This window comes from Gordonia sp. SGD-V-85, assembly GCF_001456905.1.
Classification (GTDB): domain Bacteria; phylum Actinomycetota; class Actinomycetes; order Mycobacteriales; family Mycobacteriaceae; genus Gordonia; species Gordonia hongkongensis.
This window is the reverse complement of sequence record NZ_LNQO01000001.1, coordinates 261,084-281,571: the sequence shown is the minus strand read 5'-3', so window position 1 is coordinate 281,571 and position 20,488 is coordinate 261,084. Positions and strand designations below refer to the sequence as shown.

Annotated in this window: 15 protein-coding genes; 10 read left to right on the top strand and 5 right to left on the bottom strand. The window is 68.6% G+C overall.

Annotated features, from left to right (window positions below):
- The first annotated feature begins 18 nt into the window (after window positions 1-18).
- Both AS181_RS01250 and AS181_RS01245 read left to right on the top strand, forming a co-directional pair.
- Window positions 19-1,257, top strand: a complete 1,239-nt coding sequence (locus AS181_RS01250) for a cytochrome P450 (protein ID WP_058249953.1) — start codon at window positions 19-21, stop codon at window positions 1,255-1,257.
- A gap of 152 nt (window positions 1,258-1,409) precedes the next feature.
- Window positions 1,410-2,729 (top strand): TerD family protein, encoded by a 1,320-nt coding sequence (locus AS181_RS01245; RefSeq protein WP_058249790.1) that lies wholly within the window; start codon window positions 1,410-1,412, stop codon window positions 2,727-2,729.
- A gap of 31 nt (window positions 2,730-2,760) precedes the next feature.
- Here the strand turns inward: AS181_RS01245 and AS181_RS01240 are convergent, their stop codons facing one another.
- Window positions 2,761-3,537: a DUF427 domain-containing protein gene (locus AS181_RS01240; RefSeq protein WP_058249789.1), complete on the bottom strand. Its 777-nt coding sequence runs from the start codon at window positions 3,535-3,537 to the stop codon at window positions 2,761-2,763.
- A gap of 351 nt (window positions 3,538-3,888) precedes the next feature.
- Between AS181_RS01240 and AS181_RS01235 the strand changes: the two genes are divergently transcribed.
- From AS181_RS01235 to AS181_RS01225, 3 genes are all read left to right on the top strand, one after another.
- A complete protein-coding gene (locus AS181_RS01235) occupies window positions 3,889-4,443 on the top strand; it encodes a DUF6328 family protein (protein ID WP_058249788.1) in 555 nt (184 codons plus the stop codon).
- Window positions 4,444-4,474: 31 nt separating this feature from the next.
- A complete protein-coding gene (locus AS181_RS01230; protein WP_058249787.1) occupies window positions 4,475-5,371 on the top strand; it encodes an MBL fold metallo-hydrolase in 897 nt (298 codons plus the stop codon).
- 89 nt (window positions 5,372-5,460) lie between these two features.
- The gene (locus tag AS181_RS01225) at window positions 5,461-6,897 is read left to right on the top strand and encodes a CYTH and CHAD domain-containing protein (RefSeq protein WP_058249786.1); all 1,437 of its coding nucleotides are present in this window, start codon (window positions 5,461-5,463) and stop codon (window positions 6,895-6,897) included.
- A gap of 112 nt (window positions 6,898-7,009) precedes the next feature.
- On the opposite strand, the gene AS181_RS01220 is transcribed toward AS181_RS01225, so the two are convergent.
- Entirely contained in the window at window positions 7,010-7,969 is a 960-nt protein-coding gene (locus AS181_RS01220) for a Mur ligase family protein (protein ID WP_231742199.1), read from the bottom strand.
- 328 nt (window positions 7,970-8,297) lie between these two features.
- Between AS181_RS01220 and AS181_RS01215 the strand changes: the two genes are divergently transcribed.
- The 5 genes from AS181_RS01215 to AS181_RS01195 all read left to right on the top strand — a co-directional run bounded on the left by AS181_RS01215 (window position 8,298) and on the right by AS181_RS01195 (window position 13,551).
- The gene (locus AS181_RS01215; RefSeq protein ID WP_058249785.1) at window positions 8,298-9,314 is read left to right on the top strand and encodes a hypothetical protein; all 1,017 of its coding nucleotides are present in this window, start codon (window positions 8,298-8,300) and stop codon (window positions 9,312-9,314) included.
- A gap of 193 nt (window positions 9,315-9,507) precedes the next feature.
- Window positions 9,508-9,951, top strand: coding sequence for a Fur family transcriptional regulator (locus tag AS181_RS01210; RefSeq protein ID WP_058249784.1), 444 nt, complete (start codon window positions 9,508-9,510; stop codon window positions 9,949-9,951).
- Between the two features lie 46 nt (window positions 9,952-9,997).
- On the top strand, window positions 9,998-12,223 hold the full coding sequence (katG, locus tag AS181_RS01205; protein WP_058249783.1) for a catalase/peroxidase HPI: 2,226 nt from the start codon (window positions 9,998-10,000) through the stop codon (window positions 12,221-12,223).
- A gap of 101 nt (window positions 12,224-12,324) precedes the next feature.
- The gene (locus tag AS181_RS01200) at window positions 12,325-12,804 is read left to right on the top strand and encodes a DUF2231 domain-containing protein (protein WP_058249782.1); all 480 of its coding nucleotides are present in this window, start codon (window positions 12,325-12,327) and stop codon (window positions 12,802-12,804) included.
- A 57-nt stretch (window positions 12,805-12,861) separates the two neighbouring features.
- Window positions 12,862-13,551 carry a response regulator transcription factor gene (locus AS181_RS01195; RefSeq protein ID WP_004019147.1) on the top strand — a complete coding sequence of 230 codons (690 nt, stop codon included), beginning with the start codon at window positions 12,862-12,864 and terminating at the stop codon, window positions 13,549-13,551.
- On the opposite strand, the gene AS181_RS01190 is transcribed toward AS181_RS01195, so the two are convergent.
- From AS181_RS01190 to AS181_RS01180, 3 genes are all read right to left on the bottom strand, one after another.
- The gene (locus AS181_RS01190) at window positions 13,512-14,948 is read right to left on the bottom strand and encodes a sensor histidine kinase (protein ID WP_058249781.1); all 1,437 of its coding nucleotides are present in this window, start codon (window positions 14,946-14,948) and stop codon (window positions 13,512-13,514) included. The genes AS181_RS01195 and AS181_RS01190 overlap by 40 nt on opposite strands.
- On the bottom strand, window positions 14,930-19,183 hold the full coding sequence (locus AS181_RS01185; protein ID WP_058249780.1) for a non-ribosomal peptide synthetase: 4,254 nt from the start codon (window positions 19,181-19,183) through the stop codon (window positions 14,930-14,932). The genes AS181_RS01190 and AS181_RS01185 overlap by 19 nt, the downstream gene beginning before the upstream one ends.
- A gap of 144 nt (window positions 19,184-19,327) precedes the next feature.
- Entirely contained in the window at window positions 19,328-20,416 is a 1,089-nt protein-coding gene (locus tag AS181_RS01180; protein ID WP_058249952.1) for an alpha/beta hydrolase, read from the bottom strand.
- Window positions 20,417-20,488: the final 72 nt, after the last annotated feature.

Sequence of the window (20,488 nt, the reverse complement as noted above, 5' to 3'; positions counted from 1 at the left end):
AGCAGCGTGGACACGAGCATGACCGACGACGCCGCCAACGTCTTCGCCGACGCCAAGGCCTACGCCGACGAGCCGCGACTGCACGCCGCGATGGCCCACCTGCGGGCACACAATCCGGTACCGCGTGTCGACCACGGCCCCTACCGGCCGTTCTTCGCGATCACCAAGCACGCCGACATCATGGACATCGAGCGCGACAACAACCTGTGGCTGAGCGAACCGCGTCCGGTGTTGACCACCGCCGCCGCCGACGATGTGGCACGTGCTCAGCTGGAGTCCGGTGCCGGACTGCGCACCCTTATCCACATGGACGACCCGCACCACCGCAAGGTCCGCGCCATCGGCGCCGACTGGTTTCGTCCGAAAGCTCTGCGCGACCTACAGACCCGCGTCGACGAGCTCGCGAAGCGCTACGTCGACAGGATGCGCGACATCGGACCCGAGTGCGACTTCGTCGAGGAGATCGCGGTCGGCTTCCCGCTGTACGTGATCCTGTCGCTGCTGGGCCTCCCCGAGGAGGACTTCCCGCGAATGCACCAGCTCACGCAGGAACTGTTCGGCGCCGACGACGTCGAGTACCGGCGCGGCGCGACGCTCGAGGAGCGGATGACGACGCTGCTCGACTTCTTCGCGTACTTCAGCGAACTCACCGCATCACGCCGCGCGCACCCCACCGACGACCTGGCGTCCGCCATCGCCAACGGCCTCGTCGACGGCGAACCGCTGTCCGACGTCGACACCGCGTCGTACTACGTGATCGTGGCCAGCGCCGGGCACGACACCACCAAGGACGCCATCTCCGGCGGCCTCCGGGCGCTCATCGAGAACCCCGGTGAACTCGAACGACTTCGACGCGAGCCCGAACTCGTGGGGACCGCGGTCGAGGAGATGATCCGGTGGACCACACCGGTCAAGGAGTTCATGCGCACCGCTGCCGAGGACACCTCGGTGCGAGGTGTGCCCATCGCCAAGGGCGAATCCGTCTATCTCGCCTACACTTCGGGCAATCGGGACGAGGAGGTCTTCGACGACCCGTTCACCTTCGACATCGGCCGGTTCCCCAACAAGCATCTGTCGTTCGGCTACGGCGTCCACTTCTGTCTCGGCGCCGCTCTGGCCCGGATGGAGATGCGGAGCTTCTTCGCCGAACTGATCCCGCGGCTCGACTCCATCGAACTGGCCGGGACGCCAGAACTGGCCGCAACAGTGTTCGTCGGCGGTCTCAAACACCTGCCGATCCGGTATTCACTGCGCTGAGCTGCCGCTCGGGTTCACGCACCGGATAAGCGGTGTGCCGGTGGGTCATTCCGACAGCCGACAGGCCGGTCTCCCGGCCGGTCGACGGCGCGCCCCGTGGCGGCACCTCGCTTACCATCGGGGCTGTCCGGCCACCATCCCGAGGAGTAGTTGTGCACGAGCTCACCAAGGGCTCCAAGACCACCCTGAGCGCGACCGCGCACCTCGTCGAGATCGCGAGCGCGTCACCTGACGACGTCGACCTCATCGCCGTGCTCCTGACGGCCGGCGATAGGGTCCGCACCGACGACGACCTGATCTTCTTCAACAACCCGGCTTCCTCCGGAGTTCGGCTCCGAGGGTCGAGTTCGTGTGCAGTCGACCTGACGTCGGTGCCCGCCGACGTCGAGCGGATCGTCGTCGCGGCGAGTACCGAGGTGCAGCACAAGACATTCGAGCAGATCGGTTCGCTGACGGTGACCATCTCTGGTTCGGGCACATGGACGTTCACGCCACCGGATCCCGGCGCCGAGACCGTCCTGCAGCTGGTGGGGTTCTACCGCCGGAACGGACAGTGGAAGCTCGACGCGATCGGACAGGGCTACAGCCAGGGGCTGGCGGCGTTCGCCACCGACTTCGGGATCACCATCGACGACGAGCCGGAGCAACAGCCCGAGCGCGTCGCTTCGTCGGCAGGCGCCCCGGTGAACGCTGTGTCGCAGCAGGTTCCGGAGTCGCCGCAGCAGGTTTCGGCGTCGCCGCCGGCCAACCTCTCCAAGGTCAAGGTCTCCATCACGAAGGACTCCCCCGACAAGACCGCGTCGATCGACCTGCGCAAGGGGTCGTCGTTTTGGGTTCTCACCGTGGGCCTCGAGTGGGATGGGCGGGGCGCGGAGTACGAGGCCGACGGTCGGGTGAAGCAGTACGGCAAGGGCGACCTCGACGTGTACTTCTTCTGCCGCGACGAGGTCGCTCATCGGTACGTGGTCATCAGCGGCGAGAAGGGTCATCGCGGCGACCTGCGCAGTTGGCCTTTCATCGAGCACCACGGGGACAGTCGCGGTCCGGGACGAGGAAAGAAGCCCGCCGTCGAGCAGGTCACGGTTCTGCCGAAAGAGAACGGCGACCTCTTGGTCAACGTGTACCAATCCGTCGACAATGGTGCCGGCGCAATCGACAAGTTCGGCAGGCCGAGGGTGGCGATTCGATATGGACGGCCGGGCAGAGACGGTCTACCGGGGCCGGACAGCGACGAGATCCTCATTCATGTCGGCAACGGCAAGAACTCGTTCTGGGCAACGGTCGCACACATCGACGTCCAGGACGGTGTGCTGAAGGTCGACGGGACAACGCGCTACAGCAAATTCTTCTCCGAGCGGATGCCCACTCTCGACCGCACCGGGAAGTGGGTGCGCAGCGCCAAGGAGGCGCCGACCGGACGCAGCAAGAAGGCGAGCGGTTCCGGGCTGGACCGCTACGACGGTGAACTCTGACCGTCGAGAGGTCCGATTCGGTTTCGGCTGTTCACCTTTCGACGGCCAGATCGACACGCTCGTCGTAGAAGCAGATGAGGTCCCGGACGGGCTCGGCGTCGGTCAGCGGATCGGCGTAGGTCCATGCGACATCGGGAACGACCTCGTCGCCGACGACGGCCGACCAGTAGGTCGCCTCGCCCTTGTATGCGCACACCGTGACGGTGTCCGACGGCACGAGCAGATCCATCCGGACGTCCTCGCGCGGCAGATAGTGTCGGGGCGGCAGATGGGTTTCGAACAGCAGGGTCGGGCGTCGGCTGTCCGCCAGGACCGAACCTCCCACCGTCACCATCACATGTCTGCGGGTGTCGAGGCAGTCGATGCGCTGAAACGGATCGTGCGGATGACCGATCGCCGTCTGCTCCTCTTCGCGCCACTCGTCGAAGGCCGCCCAGTCCAGCAGGACGTGGCCGGCGAGATCGGCATCGTCCGGACGGAACGCGGCGCCGGCCAGAGTCCGTTCGCCTGCCACGAGGTCGCAGGTCGTACCGGGCGTCGTGTGCACGTCGAAGGGATCGACCGGTGTGAGGATCGGCCCGTGGTCGTCGGCGGCGTCGACTGACTGTGCATCGGTCAGCGGCGCAACGACATCGGAGACGGGCACCGCGTAGCAGCCGACCACCCGGTAGGGCTCCCACACCTGGATGGCCCTCGCGGAGTCGACGACGACTTCTCCGTCGACCAGCGCGCGCACCCGTCGCCGCATGTCCGCCCAGCGCAGTGAACTCAGCTGGGACATCGTGAACTCATCCATCGACGTGGCCATGTGACCGATGGTCCTCCGGTCACGCCGCGCGCGCCAGGCCAGATCGGGCTTTCCGCAGTTCGCCGGTGGTGCTCGGTCAACCGTTCGGTGGGTAGCGGAGATTCGTCCACCTCAGCTCCGTGGAAGGGCAATATGCCCTTCGGCCATCGTCAGCTGGACGAGAATCTCGGAGCCGACGCCCCCCGGTAGGGACCGACGTCATGGGCGGGGACAGACCGCGCACGATCGACGTGCCCGACCGTCCGTCGTGGGCGGACATCTGGTGACGACGCCGTAAACACGCCCTAGCAGTAACCGCGTCGAGACTCCGCCGCACGGCTCGGCGAGACCAACCGGTGCGACGATGAGCAGATGACCAGCCCGTCGGACACCCACCGCACCGGACCCGGCGCCGACGACGCCGCGTGGAATCACGCCCAACGCGACGAGACGGAAACCCAACGGCTGGATCGCAATTGGAATTCGCTCCTGCAGGAGCTCCGGGTCGTCCAGACCGGCGTGCAGATCCTGACCGGGTTCCTGCTGACCCTGCCCTTCCATGACGGTTTCGAAGAGCTCGGCGGCACGTTGCGAGTGATCTACCTGATCACGGTGTCGTGTGCCGTGGGCGCCGCGATCTCCCTGGCGGCGCCCGTGGCGCTGCACCGGGCCATGTTCCGTCAGCACCAGCTCGCACTGATCGTCACCTACGCGCACTACCTGTCTTTCGCCGGCCTCACCCTGCTCGGCCTGGCGCTGTCCGGTGCGATCACCGTCGTCTACGGAGCGACCGCCGGGCCGATTCCGTCGGCGGTCGCGCGCATCGTCACCCTCATGGCGTTCTCCCTTGCGTGGCTGATCGTGCCGCTGTGGCTCCGCGCGGTGACCGGCGCGCGGGATGACTCCGTCGACGAACCCCGCCGTTGACAGCATTCCCACGCCGGGGTACGCAGACGACGTGACCCTCGCGCCGAGTTTCATCGAAGAACACTTCGACCAGGTGACCGTGCTCGCGTCGGCGCATGGCGGTGCGTTTCCCTACGGCAACACGGTCGTGGTCCGCGGCTCCGCCGGGACCCTGGTGGTCGATCCCTCCCTCGAGGTCGACCACGACCCGGTGCAACCCGACGCGGTGATGATCAGTCACGCACATGAGGACCACATCGCCGGCCTCCGGTACTTCTCCGCGGACAAGTTCGCCCATCACGCCGACGTCGACGGCGTGCGATCCCTGCAGGTCCTTCTCGACAACTACGGACTGACCGACGAGGAGAGGGCCGGCGTCGACGCCCAGATCGGCGACACCTTCCAGTTGACGTCCGGCTTCCCCGAAACCGCCGGGGTCGAGGACGGACACGCCTTCGAACTCGGCGGGGTCACCGCAACGGTCGTCCACCTGCCCGGGCACACCGCCGGACACTCGGGTGTACTCGTCGAGCCCACCGGCTTCCTGTATCTCGCCGACATCGACCTCACCTCGTTCGGGCCCATGTACGGCGACCTGGGGAGCAGCGTCGACGACTACCTCGCGTCGATCGCGCGAGTGCGCGACATCGACGCCCGCTGGTACGGCACCTTCCACCAGAAGGGCGTGGTCACCGGCGCCGACGAATTCCGCTCCCGTCTCGCCGACTACGAGGCCGTCATCCATCGACGCGAGGAGCGCCTGCTGGAGTTGCTGCGCCGCCCGCTCACGGTCGACGGGATCGCCACCGAACGGCTGGTGTATCGCTCGCATGTCCAGCTGCCCTTCGTCGACGCGGTGGAGAAACGAACAGCCGAACTCCACCTCGAACGGCTCCTGCGCCACGGCCAGGTCACGCGTTCCGAGGACGGCGTCTACCACCGCTCGTAGGGCGATCGTTCCGCTCCGCGACGTTTACCGAATGTCCGATTCGGACACCCTCGATGTGTCAGCGACACAGCGAGAGTGAGGAGCGAGGAGTGCACACCGACACCACCCGCGCGGACACTTGGGATTTCGGTCTGGACAGCGCCATCCCCGACCTCGGAGACCCCGGCGACGTCGAGATCACGTCGACGGATTTCAGCGACACGTACTTCGACACCGAGGACCGGGACCTGCTCGCGCACGGCACCACGGTCGTCTACGTCGACGGGGACGACGGGGACGAGCGTCCGGCCGGCTGGCGGGTCGTCACCCCCTCCCCCGGTGAGGTCATCACCGAACGAATCGACGCCCCCTCGACGGCCGTTCCGCCGACGATCGCCGAAGCCCTCTGGGGGCTGAGCGGCGGCAAACCGCTTCGCGTCGCGGCGATCGTCCACACGCACCGAACCCGCCACCGCCATCTCGACGCGAACGGTGAGACGGATTACGAGGTGATCGACGACACCGTCTCCGCCACCGCCGCCGGCCCGGTCGCCACCGCCACGTCCTGGCGCGAGGTCGCGGTGCGCTCCGCGTCGTCGGATGCGGTGCCCGAGGGTGTACGCAAACGGATGGTCGGGGCCGGCGCGCGTCCGGCGTCGGCGTCGTCGACGTACGAGCGCGCCATCGGTCACGAGGCACCGCACCGAGCCGGCTCGGCGTCGCCGGCCGCTGCCGCCGCACTGGACTACGTCCACGAGCAGATCGCGACCATCTTCGCCGGCGATGTCGCGCTGCGTCGCGGTGAGAACCCGGTGCACGGCGTTCGCGTCGCCATCCGCCGTCTCCGGAGCACGCTGCGGACCGCGGCACCGCTGTTCGAGCCGAGCGACCTCGTGGGACTCGACGACGAACTGCGGTGGTTCGCAGGGGTTCTCGGCGAGGTGCGCGACCGGGAGGTCCTGCGCGCACGATTCGCCACTGCCCTCGCCGAACTGCCCGACGAGCTGGTGCTCGGACCGGTGGCGGCCCGGATCGAGGAGGAACTCTCCGCTCAGCAGCATCACCATCGAGAGAACGTCGCCGCCGAGATGACATCGGACCGGTATCGTCGGCTGCTGTCGACCCTCACTACCTGGAACGAGGCAGTCCCGCTCGTCGACGACCAGATCTCGAAGAAGCAGGTCCGTCAGATCGCCACCCGCGCGGCGCGCAAGGCGGACAAGCGGTTGAAGCAAGCCCTCGCCTCCGGGCACGAGGAAGATCTGCATCGGGCGCGCAAGGCGGCCAAGCGGGCCCGTTACGCCGGTGAGCTGGCCACGCCCGTCGTCGGGTCGATCGGTCACGCGCAGGCCAAGCGCTACAAGAAGATCCAGACCGTCCTGGGGGAACACCAGGATGCCGCCGTTGCCGCCCGCGCCTTGCGGGAACTGGGCGCTGCCGCGGGAATCCGCAAGGGCGAGAACGGTTTCACCTACGGAATCCTGTATCAGCGCGAGCTCCATGCGGCCGCCGCGGCCCGCGACGCCGTTCTGTCCGGCAAGAAGTGATCGCCCGTTCAGTTCGACGTGTCGAGGATCGCGCGCCGTAACTCGGTGTGATCGTCGAAGAACGACGTCTCGGTCCCGTACCTGCGGAAGGTGTCGCTGCCCCGGCCGGTGATCACGACCACGTCGCGGTCACCGGCCTGGACGTGGCCGTCGAGAATGCGCTCCGCCGGTCGGGTTCCTCGATGACGACCGCCGACGCTTCCCGGTGCGCGCCGCGCAGCACACTGGCCCTGATCTCGCCGGGGTCCTCGTCCTCGGGGCTCTCGTCGGTGACGATCACGACGTCCGCGTAACGCGCCGCGACCTGTCCCAGTGGTTCTCGTTTCCCTGGATCGCGTCCGCCGGTTGCCCCGACCACGGCGATGAGCCGACCGTCCTCCGTCAACGACCACAGGTAGGGGAACATCGCGTGTTGTCCCGCCGTGTTGTGCATGTAGTCCACGATCGCGCGATACGGCTGTCCGGCATGCACGGGTTCGCACCGTCCGGCGATGCCGGTCACCGAGGAGACGCCCTCGGCCGCAGCGGCGAGGTCGACGCCGTCCGCCACCACGGCGGTGAGCGCCAGTAGAGCGTTGCCGACCTGGTGAGGCCCCAACACCTGCAGCCCGACCCGGGATCGCCCGTGTGGCGTGTGGACGGTGAACTCGGCGCCGAGACGCCCGGCCCGGATGTCGGTGGCGACGACGTCGGCGTCCGTGCGTCGAGTCGAGCACGTCCAGGTCTCCGTCATGGTCCCGGCAGCCAGACGCACACCCCAGTGGTCGTCGATGTCGACCACTGCGATCTGCGTCCGCTCAGGCGTGAACATCGCGGCCTTGGTCGCGAAGTACCCCTCCATCGACTCGTGATAGTCGAGATGGTCGTCGGACAAGTTGGTGAACGCCATCACGCGGAATGCGGTGCCGTCGACCCTTCCCTGATCGATCGCATGCGAGGAGACCTCCATCGCGCAGCAGGTGACGCCGTGGCGTCGGAAGGTCGCGTCGATGTCGCGGACCACCGTCGACCCGGCTGTGAGGTCGCCGAGGATGGCGGTGTCGAGGTGGTCGGCGATCTGCGCGACCGTCACTCCGGATCCCAGGTCGGGGTCCGCCTGGCGAACACTCCGCTCCGGGTGCATCGCCGCGAGGTACCCGTGACGAGGGCGAAACCAAACCTCGACGTACGGTCTGGCCGGCCCGACGCAGGCCCGCTACCACACAAATCTCGGCAAACGGTCATAGCGCACGCCCTCGTTGACCGTTGTGACGCGCCTCACAATTCGTAGAACCCGCTGTGGCTCAACGTGTTCGAGTCGGCGCGCCGGGTTGATTCACACCGGGGTGTTACATCTGCCCTCGTCGTGGCAACACTCGGGTGTAACCGATCCAACCCGTTCAAGAGGGGAGCAAGAACCGATGACCGTTTCCACCACCACCGTTCACCAGCAACTTCGCGCGATCCTCGCGTTGACGCACACCGAGATCCAGATCGCCGAGACCCGGCAGGCCCAGGCCCGAACCGATGCGATCCGCAAGGAACTGGCCCAGAACGCCGAGAACGCCCGCGAGCGCGCACTCACCATCGAGACCGCCCTGCGTGACCGCGGCGGACTCGTCGATGTCGTCCGGCCGGTACTCGGCCGTGTCGGTGCCGTCGCCAAGACGTTGGCCGAGCAGACCCAACCGCTCGACGAGGCCCTGCTCGACGACCTCGCACTCGAGCAGCGGCTCGTGGCACGCGCCACGTACCTGAAGGCACTGGCCACCGGTCAGGATGACCAATCACTCGTCGGCCTGGCCGACAAGCTCATCGACGCCCACACGGCGACCGTCCACTGGCTCACGACGGTTCTCGCCGAAGAGGCTCTCGGCGGCCCGGCCGCCCTGCGTCGCGGCCCGTCGCAGTGGGCGAGCGGCCTCGCCGCGCGCGCCTTGACCGCCCCGGCGCTCGGCGCATCGTGGGCGATCGACCGCACCGCCGAGTTCGCCCGCCAGCTCCCCGACCCCGTGGAGACCCTGCGCAGCCGGTTCGGACGAGCAGTCGACGACGCGACCGAGACCGCCTCGCGAGCCGGTGACGCCGTCGGCAACGCCGGTGCCGCGGTGTCGAAGACCGTGGCCGCCGGTCGTGACGCCGCACTCGGGGCAGTCGAGGACAGCGCCCGTGACAGCGGCGCCGAGGGTGCCGCCGACGCGCTCCACCAGCTCCGCGAGATCACCGGAACCGTTGAGGCGGAAGACCTCCCGATCGAGGGTTATGTCGACCTCAACGTCACCGACGCGGTGGCCGCGGTCAAGGAGTTGACCAAGCCGGCCGACCTGCGGGTCACCCTCGCCTACGAGGAGGCACACAAGAACCGCCAGCGCGTGGTCTCCGCGATCGAGATCCGCTTCGCCGAGATCGCCAAGGACCTGGTCGGCATCGACAGCTGATCTGCCGGACCGACCGACCCCGACGGCCGCCATCGACCCCATGGCGGCCGTCGGCCTGTCGGAAGCATCTACAGATGTCGCGAAACGTGGCGCCAGCCGCAACGACACACGACAACTGGCGCCGGCCCCACCCACTTCTGTACGAATTTGGATCAGATCCAGAAAAACCGTGCGAAGTGGCGGTGACACCCCTATGGTGGGGGACGTGGCATCGACATCGGACCATGCCCAGCAACTCCGGGCCGCAGATCTTCGTGTCACCCAGCCTCGGGTGACGGTGATGGCCGCCGTCGACAAGCACCCGCATGCCGACACGGACACCATCTATCACGCGGTACGCGAAACCCTGCCCACCGTCTCACGTCAGGCCGTCTACGATGTGCTGCACGCCCTGACCGAGCGCGGGCTCATCCGCCGCATCCAACCCTCGGGTTCGGTGTCGCGCTACGAGTTTCGCACCGGAGACAATCACCACCACGTCGTCTGCCGCGCCTGCGGTGTCATCGCCGACGTGGATTGTGCAATCGGGGAAGCCCCATGCCTGACCCCCTCGGAAGACCACGGTTTCGCACTCGACGAGGCCGAGGTCATCTTCTGGGGCCTGTGCCCCGATTGCCTCAGCAAGGCCCCGACCTGATCACCTCCCGTGATCGCAGCCTGTCAGTCCCCTCGAAAGGAATGTCGTGACCTCCGACAGCCGCCCGCCCAACTCCGACGCCGACACCGCAAGTGCCAGCGAGAGCGAGAACCCGGCGATCCCCTCGCCGAAGCCGAAAGCGCATGCGCCGCTGACCAACAAGGACTGGTGGCCCGAGCAGATCGACCTCTCGATCCTGCACGCCCATTCCTCGCTGTCCAACCCGCTCGGTGAGGACTTCGACTACGCAACGGAATTCAAGAAGCTCGACGTCGAGGCCCTGAAGGCCGACCTGGTCTCGCTGATGACGACGTCGCAGGACTGGTGGCCCGCCGACTACGGCCACTACGGTGGCCTGTTCATCCGTATGAGCTGGCACGCCGCCGGTACCTACCGCATCTTCGACGGCCGCGGCGGCGGCGGTCAGGGCGCTCAGCGGTTCGCCCCGCTGAACAGCTGGCCGGACAACGCCAACCTGGACAAGGCCCGTCGTCTGCTCTGGCCCATCAAGCAGAAGTACGGCACCAAGCTGTCCTGGGCCGACCTGCTGGTGTTCGCGGGCAACGTCGCACTGGAGTCCATGGGCTTCAAGACCTTCGGCTTCGGCTTCGGCCGCGAGGACATTTGGGAGCCCGAGGAGGTGTTCTGGGGCCCGGAGGACACCTGGCTCGGCACCGACAAGCGCTACTCCGGCGAACGTGAGCTCGCCCAGCCCCTCGGCGCCACCACGATGGGTCTCATCTACGTCAATCCCGAAGGCCCCGAAGGCAAGCCGGACCCGATCGCCGCCGCCGAGGACATCCGCGAGACCTTCGGTCGCATGGCGATGAACGACGAGGAGACGGCCGCACTCATCATCGGCGGCCACAGCTTCGGCAAGACCCACGGCGCCGGCGACGCCGACCTGATCGGGCCCGAGCCCGAGGGCGCCCCGATCGAGCAGCAGGGGCTGGGCTGGAAGTCGGGTTACGGCAAGGGCAAGGCTGAGGACACGATCACCAGTGGTCTCGAGGTCGTCTGGACGTCCACCCCGACCCAGTGGGGCAACGGGTTCCTCCAGAACCTCTACGGTTACGAGTGGGAGCTCACCAAGAGCCCTGCCGGCGCCTGGCAGTACGTCGCGAAAGACGGTGCGGGAGCGGGCACGATCCCCGATCCGTTCGGCGGTCCCGGTCGCGCCCCCACGATGCTGGTGACCGACGTCGCGCTGCGTGAGTCGCCGATCTACGCCGACATCACCCGTCGGTGGCTCGACCATCCCGAGGAGCTCGCCGAGGCCTTCGCCAAGGCGTGGTACAAGCTGCTGCACCGCGACATGGGTCCGGTCAGCCGTTACCTCGGCCCGTGGGTTCCCGAGCCGCAGATCTGGCAGGACCCGGTGCCCGCGGTCGATCACGAACTGATCGACGCCGACGACATTGCCTCTCTCAAGGGCACGTTGCTCGACGCGCTGTCCCCGACGCAGCTCATCAAGACCGCGTGGGCGTCGGCGGCCAGCTTCCGCAGCACCGACAAGCGGGGCGGTGCCAACGGCGCGCGCATCCGTCTCGAGCCGCAGAAGAACTGGGAGATCAACGAGCCCGGTGAACTCGCCAAGGTGCTGCCGGTACTCGAGCAGGTCCAGAAGGACTTCAACGACTCGGCATCGGGCGGCAAGAAGGTCTCGCTCGCCGACATCATCATCCTCGGCGGAGCGGCGGCGATCGAGAAGGCCGCCGAGGCAGCCGGTTTCCCGGTCACCGTGCCGTTCACCCCCGGCCGTACGGACGCCTCGCAGGAGAGCACCGACGTCGACTCGTTCGAGGTCCTCGAACCGCGCGCCGACGGGTTCCGCAACTACAGCAAGGACGGCGAGAAGACTCCGCTGGAGTCGTTGCTCCTCGACCGTGCCTACATGCTGGACCTCACCGCGCCGGAGCTGACCGTCCTCGTCGGTGGTCTCCGCGTGCTCGACACCAATTACGGTGGCAGCAAGCACGGCGTGTTCACCGACCGGCCCGGCGTCCTGTCGACGGACTTCTTCCGCAACATCATCGACATGAACACCGAGTGGAAGAGCGGTTCCGACGAGAACGTCTACGAGGGAACCGACCGCGCCACCGGCGAGAAGAAGTGGACGGCAACGGCTGCCGACCTCGTGTTCGGCTCGCACTCGCAGCTGCGCGCACTCTCCGAGGTCTACGCGCAGGACGACTCGGCGGAGCGCTTCGTCAACGACTTCGTCAAGGCGTGGGTGAAGGTCTCGAACAACGATCGGTTCGATCTAGCCTGATCAGCCACGGCCGTCACAACACAGAACACCCCGCGGGCCCGTTGCCCGCGGGGTGTTCCGCATTCAGCAGCCCTTCAACTCGGCCGAGCTAGGTTCACGGTGTGGACACCATCAACGGGCTCCCCCTTCACCCACTCCTCGTGCACCTGGTCGTGGTCCTCGTTCCCCTGACCGCACTGATGGCGATCGCAGGTGTGGTGTGGCCGGCCGCGCGTCGTCGGCTCGGCATCCTCACCCCGCTCGTCGCGCTGGGCACCCTCGTCGCGGTCCCGCTGACCACCTCCGCGGGCGAATCGCTGGAGGAACAGGTGCCCGCGAGTGCGGCGGTCGAACGTCATGCAGGCCTCGGTGACCAGCTGATCTACTGGGTCGGACCTCTCTTCGCCCTGACCGTGCTGTGGTGGGCTGTGCACGACGACCGGTTGCTCACCGCCGTCCGCACGAGGGTGTCCAGAACGACGATCCCGACGAGCCGACCCGTCGTCATCGCTCTCGGCGCGCTGCTCGTCGTCGTGGGCGTGGTGTCGGTGATCATGGTGTACCGCATCGGCGAGAGCGGGGCACGCGCCGTCTGGACATGAGACGCGCGGGGTCGACGGGTCCGCGGGCTGCGACCCCAGCCGGTGATACTGGGACGCATGCGCGTGCTGGTGATCGAGGACGACCCGCGGGCCGCCGAGACCCTCCGCCGCACCCTGGCGGCCGAGGGCTGGACGGTCGACACCGCCGACAACGGGGTCGACGGCGTCGAGTGCGCCTGCACTCGGACCTACGACGTGATCGTCAGCGACATCATGATGCCGCGCCTCAACGGGTACGAGGTCGTCCGCGAGCTCCGCAGGCGCGCCGTGTGGACGCCGGTTCTGATGCTCACCGCGAAGGACGGCGAATACGACGAGGCGGACGCCTTCGACCTCGGTGCCGACGACTATCTCGTCAAACCGTTCTCCTTCGTCGTGCTGTCGGCCCGCCTCCGGGCGCTGGTGAGACGCGGTGCGCCCGAGCGTCCCGCCGTGCTCCGTGCTGGTTCGCTCACCCTCGACCCCGCAACGCGGGAGGTCCGGCGCGGCGACACCCCGATCCGCCTCACCGCCCGTGAGTTCGCCGTGCTCGAGTTCCTGATGCGGCACAAGGGAACAGTCGTCAGCAAGACCGAGATCCTGCAATCGGTGTGGGACGCGCACTACCGGGGCGACGACAACATCGTCGAGGTGTACGTCGGCTATCTGCGCCGGCGCATCGACACCCCGTTCGGTTGTCGAACCATCGAAACCGTCCGGGGCGCAGGCTATCTCCTCGCCGGTGACGGCGGGGGCCCGCTGTCATGAGGTGTCGTGCGCGGTAGCGACAGCTCGATGGCGAACCCGTCGCCCCCGGTGTCGGCGACCGCGACCGTCCCGCCGTGCGCGTGCACGATCTCGGCCACTATCGACAGGCCGAGACCCGTCCCGCCGCCGCGTTCACGAGCTGTGTCCAGGCGGACGAACCGGTCGAAGATCCGATCCCGGTCCTCGTCAGGAACGCCGACACCGTCGTCGGCGACGGTCACCGCCACCCGCTCCGGTCCGACTGCCATCGTGACACTGACCGCGCCGTGGGCGTGCCGGGTCGCGTTGTCGCCGAGGTTCCGCAACGCTCGCGCGAGTTGTCGCCGGTCGCCGGTCACCCGCACCGGGAGAACCGTGGCGTCGACGTCGAGTTCGGTCGTCAGGTCGAGCCGGGTCACCTCGTCGTTGACGATGTCGTCGAGATCCACGTCCTCGAACTCGGGGCGCAGCCCGTACTCATCGGCGCGCGCGAGCAGCAGCAGGTCGTCGATCAGGTCTCGAAGGCGGTATGCCTCGGGGAGCAGAAGCGTCGACACCGAATCGTCGTCGATGGGCTCGCCGGTCCGGTCGGCCAGTTCGAGCAGTCCGATGATGGTGACGAGCGGGCTCCGCAGCTCGTGCGACGAATCACCGACGAAACGGAGCTGCTGGTCACGAGCGAATGCGAGCCGGTCCAGCATCTCGTTCATCGTCTCGGCGAGGGTCGCGATCTCATCTCCGGTGTCGGGGACGGGCACCCGACGGGCGACGCCCGCACGGGAGATGTCGGCGACTTCGGCGCGGATGGACTCGACCGGACGCAGCGCTCGCCGTAGCAGCTGATCGGTCGCGATGACGGCCGCCGCGAGAATGATCGGGAACACCACGCACAGCACGGCGAACACCGTCCACACAGTGGCGTGGATGCTGCCCTCCCCGGCTCCGACCACCACCGTGACGAGGTCACCGGACACCTCGGCACCCTGGACGGTCGCGCGATACTCGGTGTCGCTCCCGGGGAATGCGGCGTCGATCACGTGGCTCATACCGGCCCGGCCCGCGGGCGGGACGAGCGCCCGGTCCTGCTCGACACCGGGCGTGGCGGCGAGCACGTCGCCGTTGCGACCGACGATCTGGACGATGTCGACGGCCTCCGTCCGTTCCAGCAGCGACGGATCGAGTCCGGCGACGCCCGACCGCGACATCGCGTCGACGATCTCTCCGCTGCGTGCGGCGGTCGCGCCGTCGGCGGCGGTGTTCAACGAGTGGTACAGGACGAACAGCACGATCGCGCCGGCGATCAGCAGTGCGGTGAACAGCATCGCCGCGCCGACGACCGTCAGTCGCATGCGAACGCTGGCCGCCCGGAATCGCCGTCGGCGGTCGGGCACCGCGAGTGTCACACCCGGCGCACGCACGCGACGACCTCGGCGAGGACCTGCTCGACCCGGGATTGCGCGAGGGCGGAGGCCGCACCGGTCACCAGGATCTGCAGCTCCCCCTGCGCGGTCGGCGAGCCCTCGATCTGCAGCATCCATCGCGTGATCCGCGGTGGGAACACGTACAGATGACCACCCGCGCTCGGCCGGGTGATCGTCGGGACCCAGCCCAGGAGAACCGGAACCGGGAAGAGGCGGCCGTCGACGACCGGGCGTCCCAGTGCGTCCAGCACGTCTTCCATCGGCCCCGTCGCCGCGCCGATGCACCGGCGGGTCCGCTCCACCGAGTCGCGCGCATCCTCTCGGGCGTCCAGCGGCGTCATCGCGGAGATCACGAAGTCCCCCACGGTGTCCCCGGCACCCACCGGCCGCGTCGACGCCGCGGTGGCCGCCATCACCCGATCTTGTCCGGTCAGCCTCGCCAACGCCTCGGACACCGATCGACCGAACGCCTCGAACGGGGTCATGCCCTGCTCGGACGCGCCGGCACGGAACCGTGCGTAGACGTCGGCGTCGACGAGAGCCCGGCGACGAACCGCCGTGGACTGCGCGTAGGAGACGGGGTCCAGCCCGTCTAGGGTGAAGGAGTCCGCGGACGGTTCGCCGAGCAGTCGGTGCCACGACCGGTCGTCCATGTCGTCGTCAGTGTGTGGTGCGGGCGGCGAGATCGGTTGCACCGCCGAGACATCTACCCCACGGGCGATCAGGTCCGCCTCTCGGGCCAGTGTTCCGAGCGAGTGACCGTCGACCGCGATGTGATGGAACACCGCGACCGCGGCCATCACACCGCCGCCGGCATCCGCCAGGATCCGCACGCAGAACGGCGGCGCGGTCCGGACATCGAGCGACGCCGACATCTGTTCGGCGTGTGCGCGTAGGCTCTCGCGTCCCGGGTTCGGGTCTGGGTCCGAAACCACCTGCACGGCAACATCGACCGCTGCGTCAGCGCCGCCGGCCAGCGCCCGCTGGACCGGCCCGGCGGGGGTGTCCGGATAGCTCGACCGCAGGGCGGGGTGCCGATCGGCCAACGCGCGGAGCAAGTCTCGCAATTCGGGAGCGGTGGGCCGCCCGGTCTCGGGTGGAACCCATCCGACGCGGACCAGCTGCCCGTGCGGGTGTCCCGGTGCGCGTTCGACCGTCCGTTCTGCGGACGTGAGCGGACGATCGTCGGCCGGTGCGGCCGGTCGCCGTACGATGACGTCCGGGCGCACCGGCTCGACCATCCGCTCGGCCAGCGTCTCCAGGTCGGGCGCGGTGAGCACGTCGTCGGGCCCGATCTCGGAATGTCCTGCCGCGATCAGCGATCCGACGACCCGCATGACCGCCAGGGAGTCGCCGCCCTGCTCGAGGAAGCCGGCGAACAGATCGACGTCATCAGTACCCAGCGCCTCGCCCACGACCCGAACCAGCAGGGTCTCGTGCGAGCCGACGGGTCCGCGCGCCGACCGGCGACCGGGGAGCGGGTGGTCCGCCAGCTTTCCGACGTCGAGCTTGCCGTTGCCGGTACGGGGTAGCGCGTCGATGCCGATGACGAGCGCGGGCACCATGTACGACGGCAAGACACCGGCGACCGCGCGACGCAGCCCGGGTGCGTCGACATCCGTTCCGGTGCCCTGCGGCACGACGAATGACACCAGCGCGGTACGGCCCGATGGCAACTCGCGCAGAATCGTCGCGGAACTCCGCACGTCGGTGCATCGTCCGAGCGCAGCGTCGATCTCAGCGAGTTCGATTCGCAAGCCCCGCAGGGTGATCTGTCCGTCGCGGCGTCCGAGCAGTCGGATCTCACCGGCCTCGGTCCACTGGGCCAGGTCGCCGGTCCGGTACATCCCCTCCTCGGCCGAGAACGTGCTCTGCACGAAGGCCTCCGCAGTGGACGCCGAATCGTCGAGATAGCCGTCGGCCAATTGCGGTCCCGCACAGTGGAGCGTGCCGATCGCCCCGGGAGGTTGTGGCCGGCCGAGGCGATCCAGGACCGCCTCGTCGACTCCGACCATCGGCGGGCCCACAGTGATCGCCTCGCCCGGCAGCAGCGGAGCGGAGATGTTGATGCTGCACCGGGCTTCGGTGGGTCCGTACGCATTCCGCAGCCGGACGCGACCCGACCAGCGGTCGACCACCCGCGGCGACGGCGGTTCGCCACCGATGATCACCTGCACCAGATCGTCGGCCAGATCCAGGGGCAGGGTGTCGAGGACCGACGGCGTGACGATGAGGTGACTGACGCGATGCCGTCGGATCAGCTGTGCCAGTGCATCACCGCCGGGTGCCGACCTGGGCGCGACGACAACGGTCGCCCCACAGACGACCCCGCACAGCATCTCGACGATCCCGGTGTCGAAGGTCGGGGACGACGCGTGCAGGATGCGTGACCCGGGTGTCAGAGCGTACGTCTGTCGGATCTCCGCGATCAGGGCGGGCAGGCCGCGGTGGGGCATGATCACGCCCTTGGGCGTTCCGGTGGAACCCGACGTGAACAGCAGGTAGGCGGCATCGTCGGGCCCGCGTTCCAAACCCGGCCACCGATCGGCGATCGGGGAGCCGGGGTCGTCGTGTTCGAGGTCGAGCCACCGGATCGAGCCCGGGCGTGGGGCGCCCGGCACGCACAATCCGACCTTGGCGCCGGAGCGATCGAGCAGATCCCTCGTTCTCGCGTCCGGTGCGAACGGATCGCCGACCGGCACCCATACGCCGCCCGCACACAGCACCGACCAGAACGCGACGACGGAGGTCGCCGACCGCTCGATGGACACCGCCACCCGGTCGCCGGCCCCGACCCCGGCTTCCAGGAGCAGGCGGGTTCCGCGAGTCACCCGGCGCTCGAACTCGCGCCGGGACACCGACACCTCACCGTCGATGATCGCCACGGCCGCCGGATCCGACGACCAGTGGTCCTCCAGGTGACTCACGGTCGGCGTGAAGGCCGGTGCCGGTGGACCGCTCCGGCACCGGAACCGCTCCCACTCGCCGTCGACGAACACCGAATCGTCCGGAATCCGGGGGCCCCCGTCCAGTTCGCGCAGAGTGGCGGTCAGATGCCGGTCGAAGCGTCGGGCGAGAGTGGCCAGCGCGTCGGTGCCGAAAACCGCGGCCGGGGCTTCCCAGGTGACCGCCCGGCGGCCGTTCTGATCGGCGGGGTGCAGAGTCACCGCGACGTCGGAGATCGGTCCGGTCCGCATCACCTCGAGTCCCCAGTGCAAGCCGTCGACAGCGGGCGGTTCGAAGCCCGGCAGGAGGTTGACCACCGCACCGAACCCGCTGAGCCCGTGCTGCTTTCGCAGCATGTCCTCGCGATGGTGGCGCTGGTGACGCAGTGCCTCGATCAGTGCCGACGACACGTCGACGAGGGCCTGCCCGGCCTCGCGGTCCCCGATTCCGTCGAGGCGCAACGGCACGACGTTGGAGACGGGCTGCACCGCCCTAAGACGTGCCGCCGAGGTACGTGCGGCGACCGGGAGACTCAGCCCCACGTCGGGGGTGTCGAGGAGCCGGGCGCACAGGCCCGCGAACGCGGTGACGAACTCGGCCGACGATGCGGTCCGCGGACTTCTCAGGGTTTCGGTGACGCGCACGATCGACGACGTGAAATGCGGGACGGAACCGGCCAGCAGGGACGGCGCGAGGCCGTCGAGCCGTCGGTCCCAGTGTTGTTCGTCGGCCTGTCGGCGTCGCGAGTCGCGGTACCGCTCCTCTTCGGCCTCGAGTTCGAGGTCGTCGGCGAGGCGCAACTCGTCCGGCCGCGCCGTACCCGCGTAGACAGCGGCGATGTGCGCCATCACCCGCAGGACGCCGGCGCCGTCGGTGAGCACGTGATGCACCCGCACGACCCACCGGTGGGAGTCGGGGGCGAGAACGTGCAGTTCGCTGCGGAACAACGGCAGTCCGAGGTCGGCACCGGCGGGGTCATCGAGGAAATCCTGCGCTCGCGAGTCGCTCGCCGCCGCCGGATCGGCACACGTGGACAGGTCGACGCATTCCACCGGGTCCAGTCCGGAACCGGCTGAGTGCAGGGGGTGCGGATGACCGTCGGCCGGCGAGCGATCCGGGCTCAGACGTACGTCGTACCAGCCGACGTGGTCGAGCACGGCACCGGCCGTGCGATGCAGTCGTTCGGCGTCGAGCCGGCCGCTCAGGGTCAGGCCGAACGCGACGACATGCGAGACCTCGGGATGCAGCAGTTGCGAGAGCCACAGGCCGCGCCGGGTCACGGTCATCGCGGATCGCCCCCTGGGCCTCGTCGGGTGGAGCCGTGCCCGGAGATCACGCCCCGGCCGTAGGTGCGCCGAGTTGAACGGACGCTGAAATGCGAGGTCCAGCGGTCGACGACGACCGCCGTCCGCGGTGCATCTCCCGCGGCGTCACGCGCCGAGCGCGCGGGCGAACATCGGCCAGGACTCATGCATCTGGTCCTCCCAGTACCCCCAGGAATGCGTACCGGTCGCCGGGAGCCGGACGACGGCCGGGATGCGCAGCGCGGCGAGGCGGTTTGCCATCGTCACCGTGCACGATCGTGCGGTCGCTTCGGCAAATCCGCCGGCCGCGACCTGTTCGGCGAGCTCCCCCACGTTGCCGGCGATCCGCCGGTCGGACAGATTGTCGTGCGCACCGGGCAATCCGGTCGCCGCACTGATCCACAGGGCAGGGGTGCGACGCCCGAACTTGTAGGCGTTGATCACCGGATCCTGGGCTGCCCACTGCGGGTCCCCGGGCGGGCCGTACATGTTGCTGGCGTCGGCGAGTCCGGGGACGAACACCACGTTGCGCAACAGCAACTGCCCGGTGGGCGACGCGGTGTCGGCGCATCCCGAGTAGGAGCCCACCGCCCGGTAGAACCCCGGGTGGTTCTCGGCGATCCGCAGCACCGCCGTACCCGCCATCGAGATCCCCGCGACACCGCGCGAGCGTCCCGGGCCGGATCGTCCCCCGTGGGCATTCTCGAAGGCGGCGGGCAGCTCCGAGGTCAGAAAGGTCTCCCACCGCAGGGGCCGCGACGTCTTCACGCCGAACCGGAAGTTCGCGGCCGGGTCGACGCGGCGCCAGTCGGCGTAGTAGCTCGCGGCACCGCCGATCGGGGTCACGGTCCACACGTTCTTGTTGGCATAGAACGCGTTGGCGTCGGTGGCGTGCGTCCAGTCGTCGTTGTCCTCGCCACCGGACGATCCGCTGAGCAGGTACATCACCGGTGCGGCCTGGTTCCGGTTCGCGGGCGTCTGGACCAGCGACGGGACCTGGGTCTGCATCGACCGTGACCACACCGACACCACGAGATTGCGGGGCGACACCCAGGTCTCCCGGTATGGCGCGCCGGCCGTCGCCTTGGCGTATCGGACACCGGTGAGGGTGTCCGCCGCCGCGGTTCCCGCCGAGGGCACGAGCACACCCGCCACGCCCATCACCATGGACAGGACGGCGACGCCGACGACCACGACATTCGGCAAGCGAGACATCCGCGGCTCCTCGAGTTCGTACCGAATCATCAACGACTCGGTCCCGTCATCGTATGCACACCGCTCTGTACC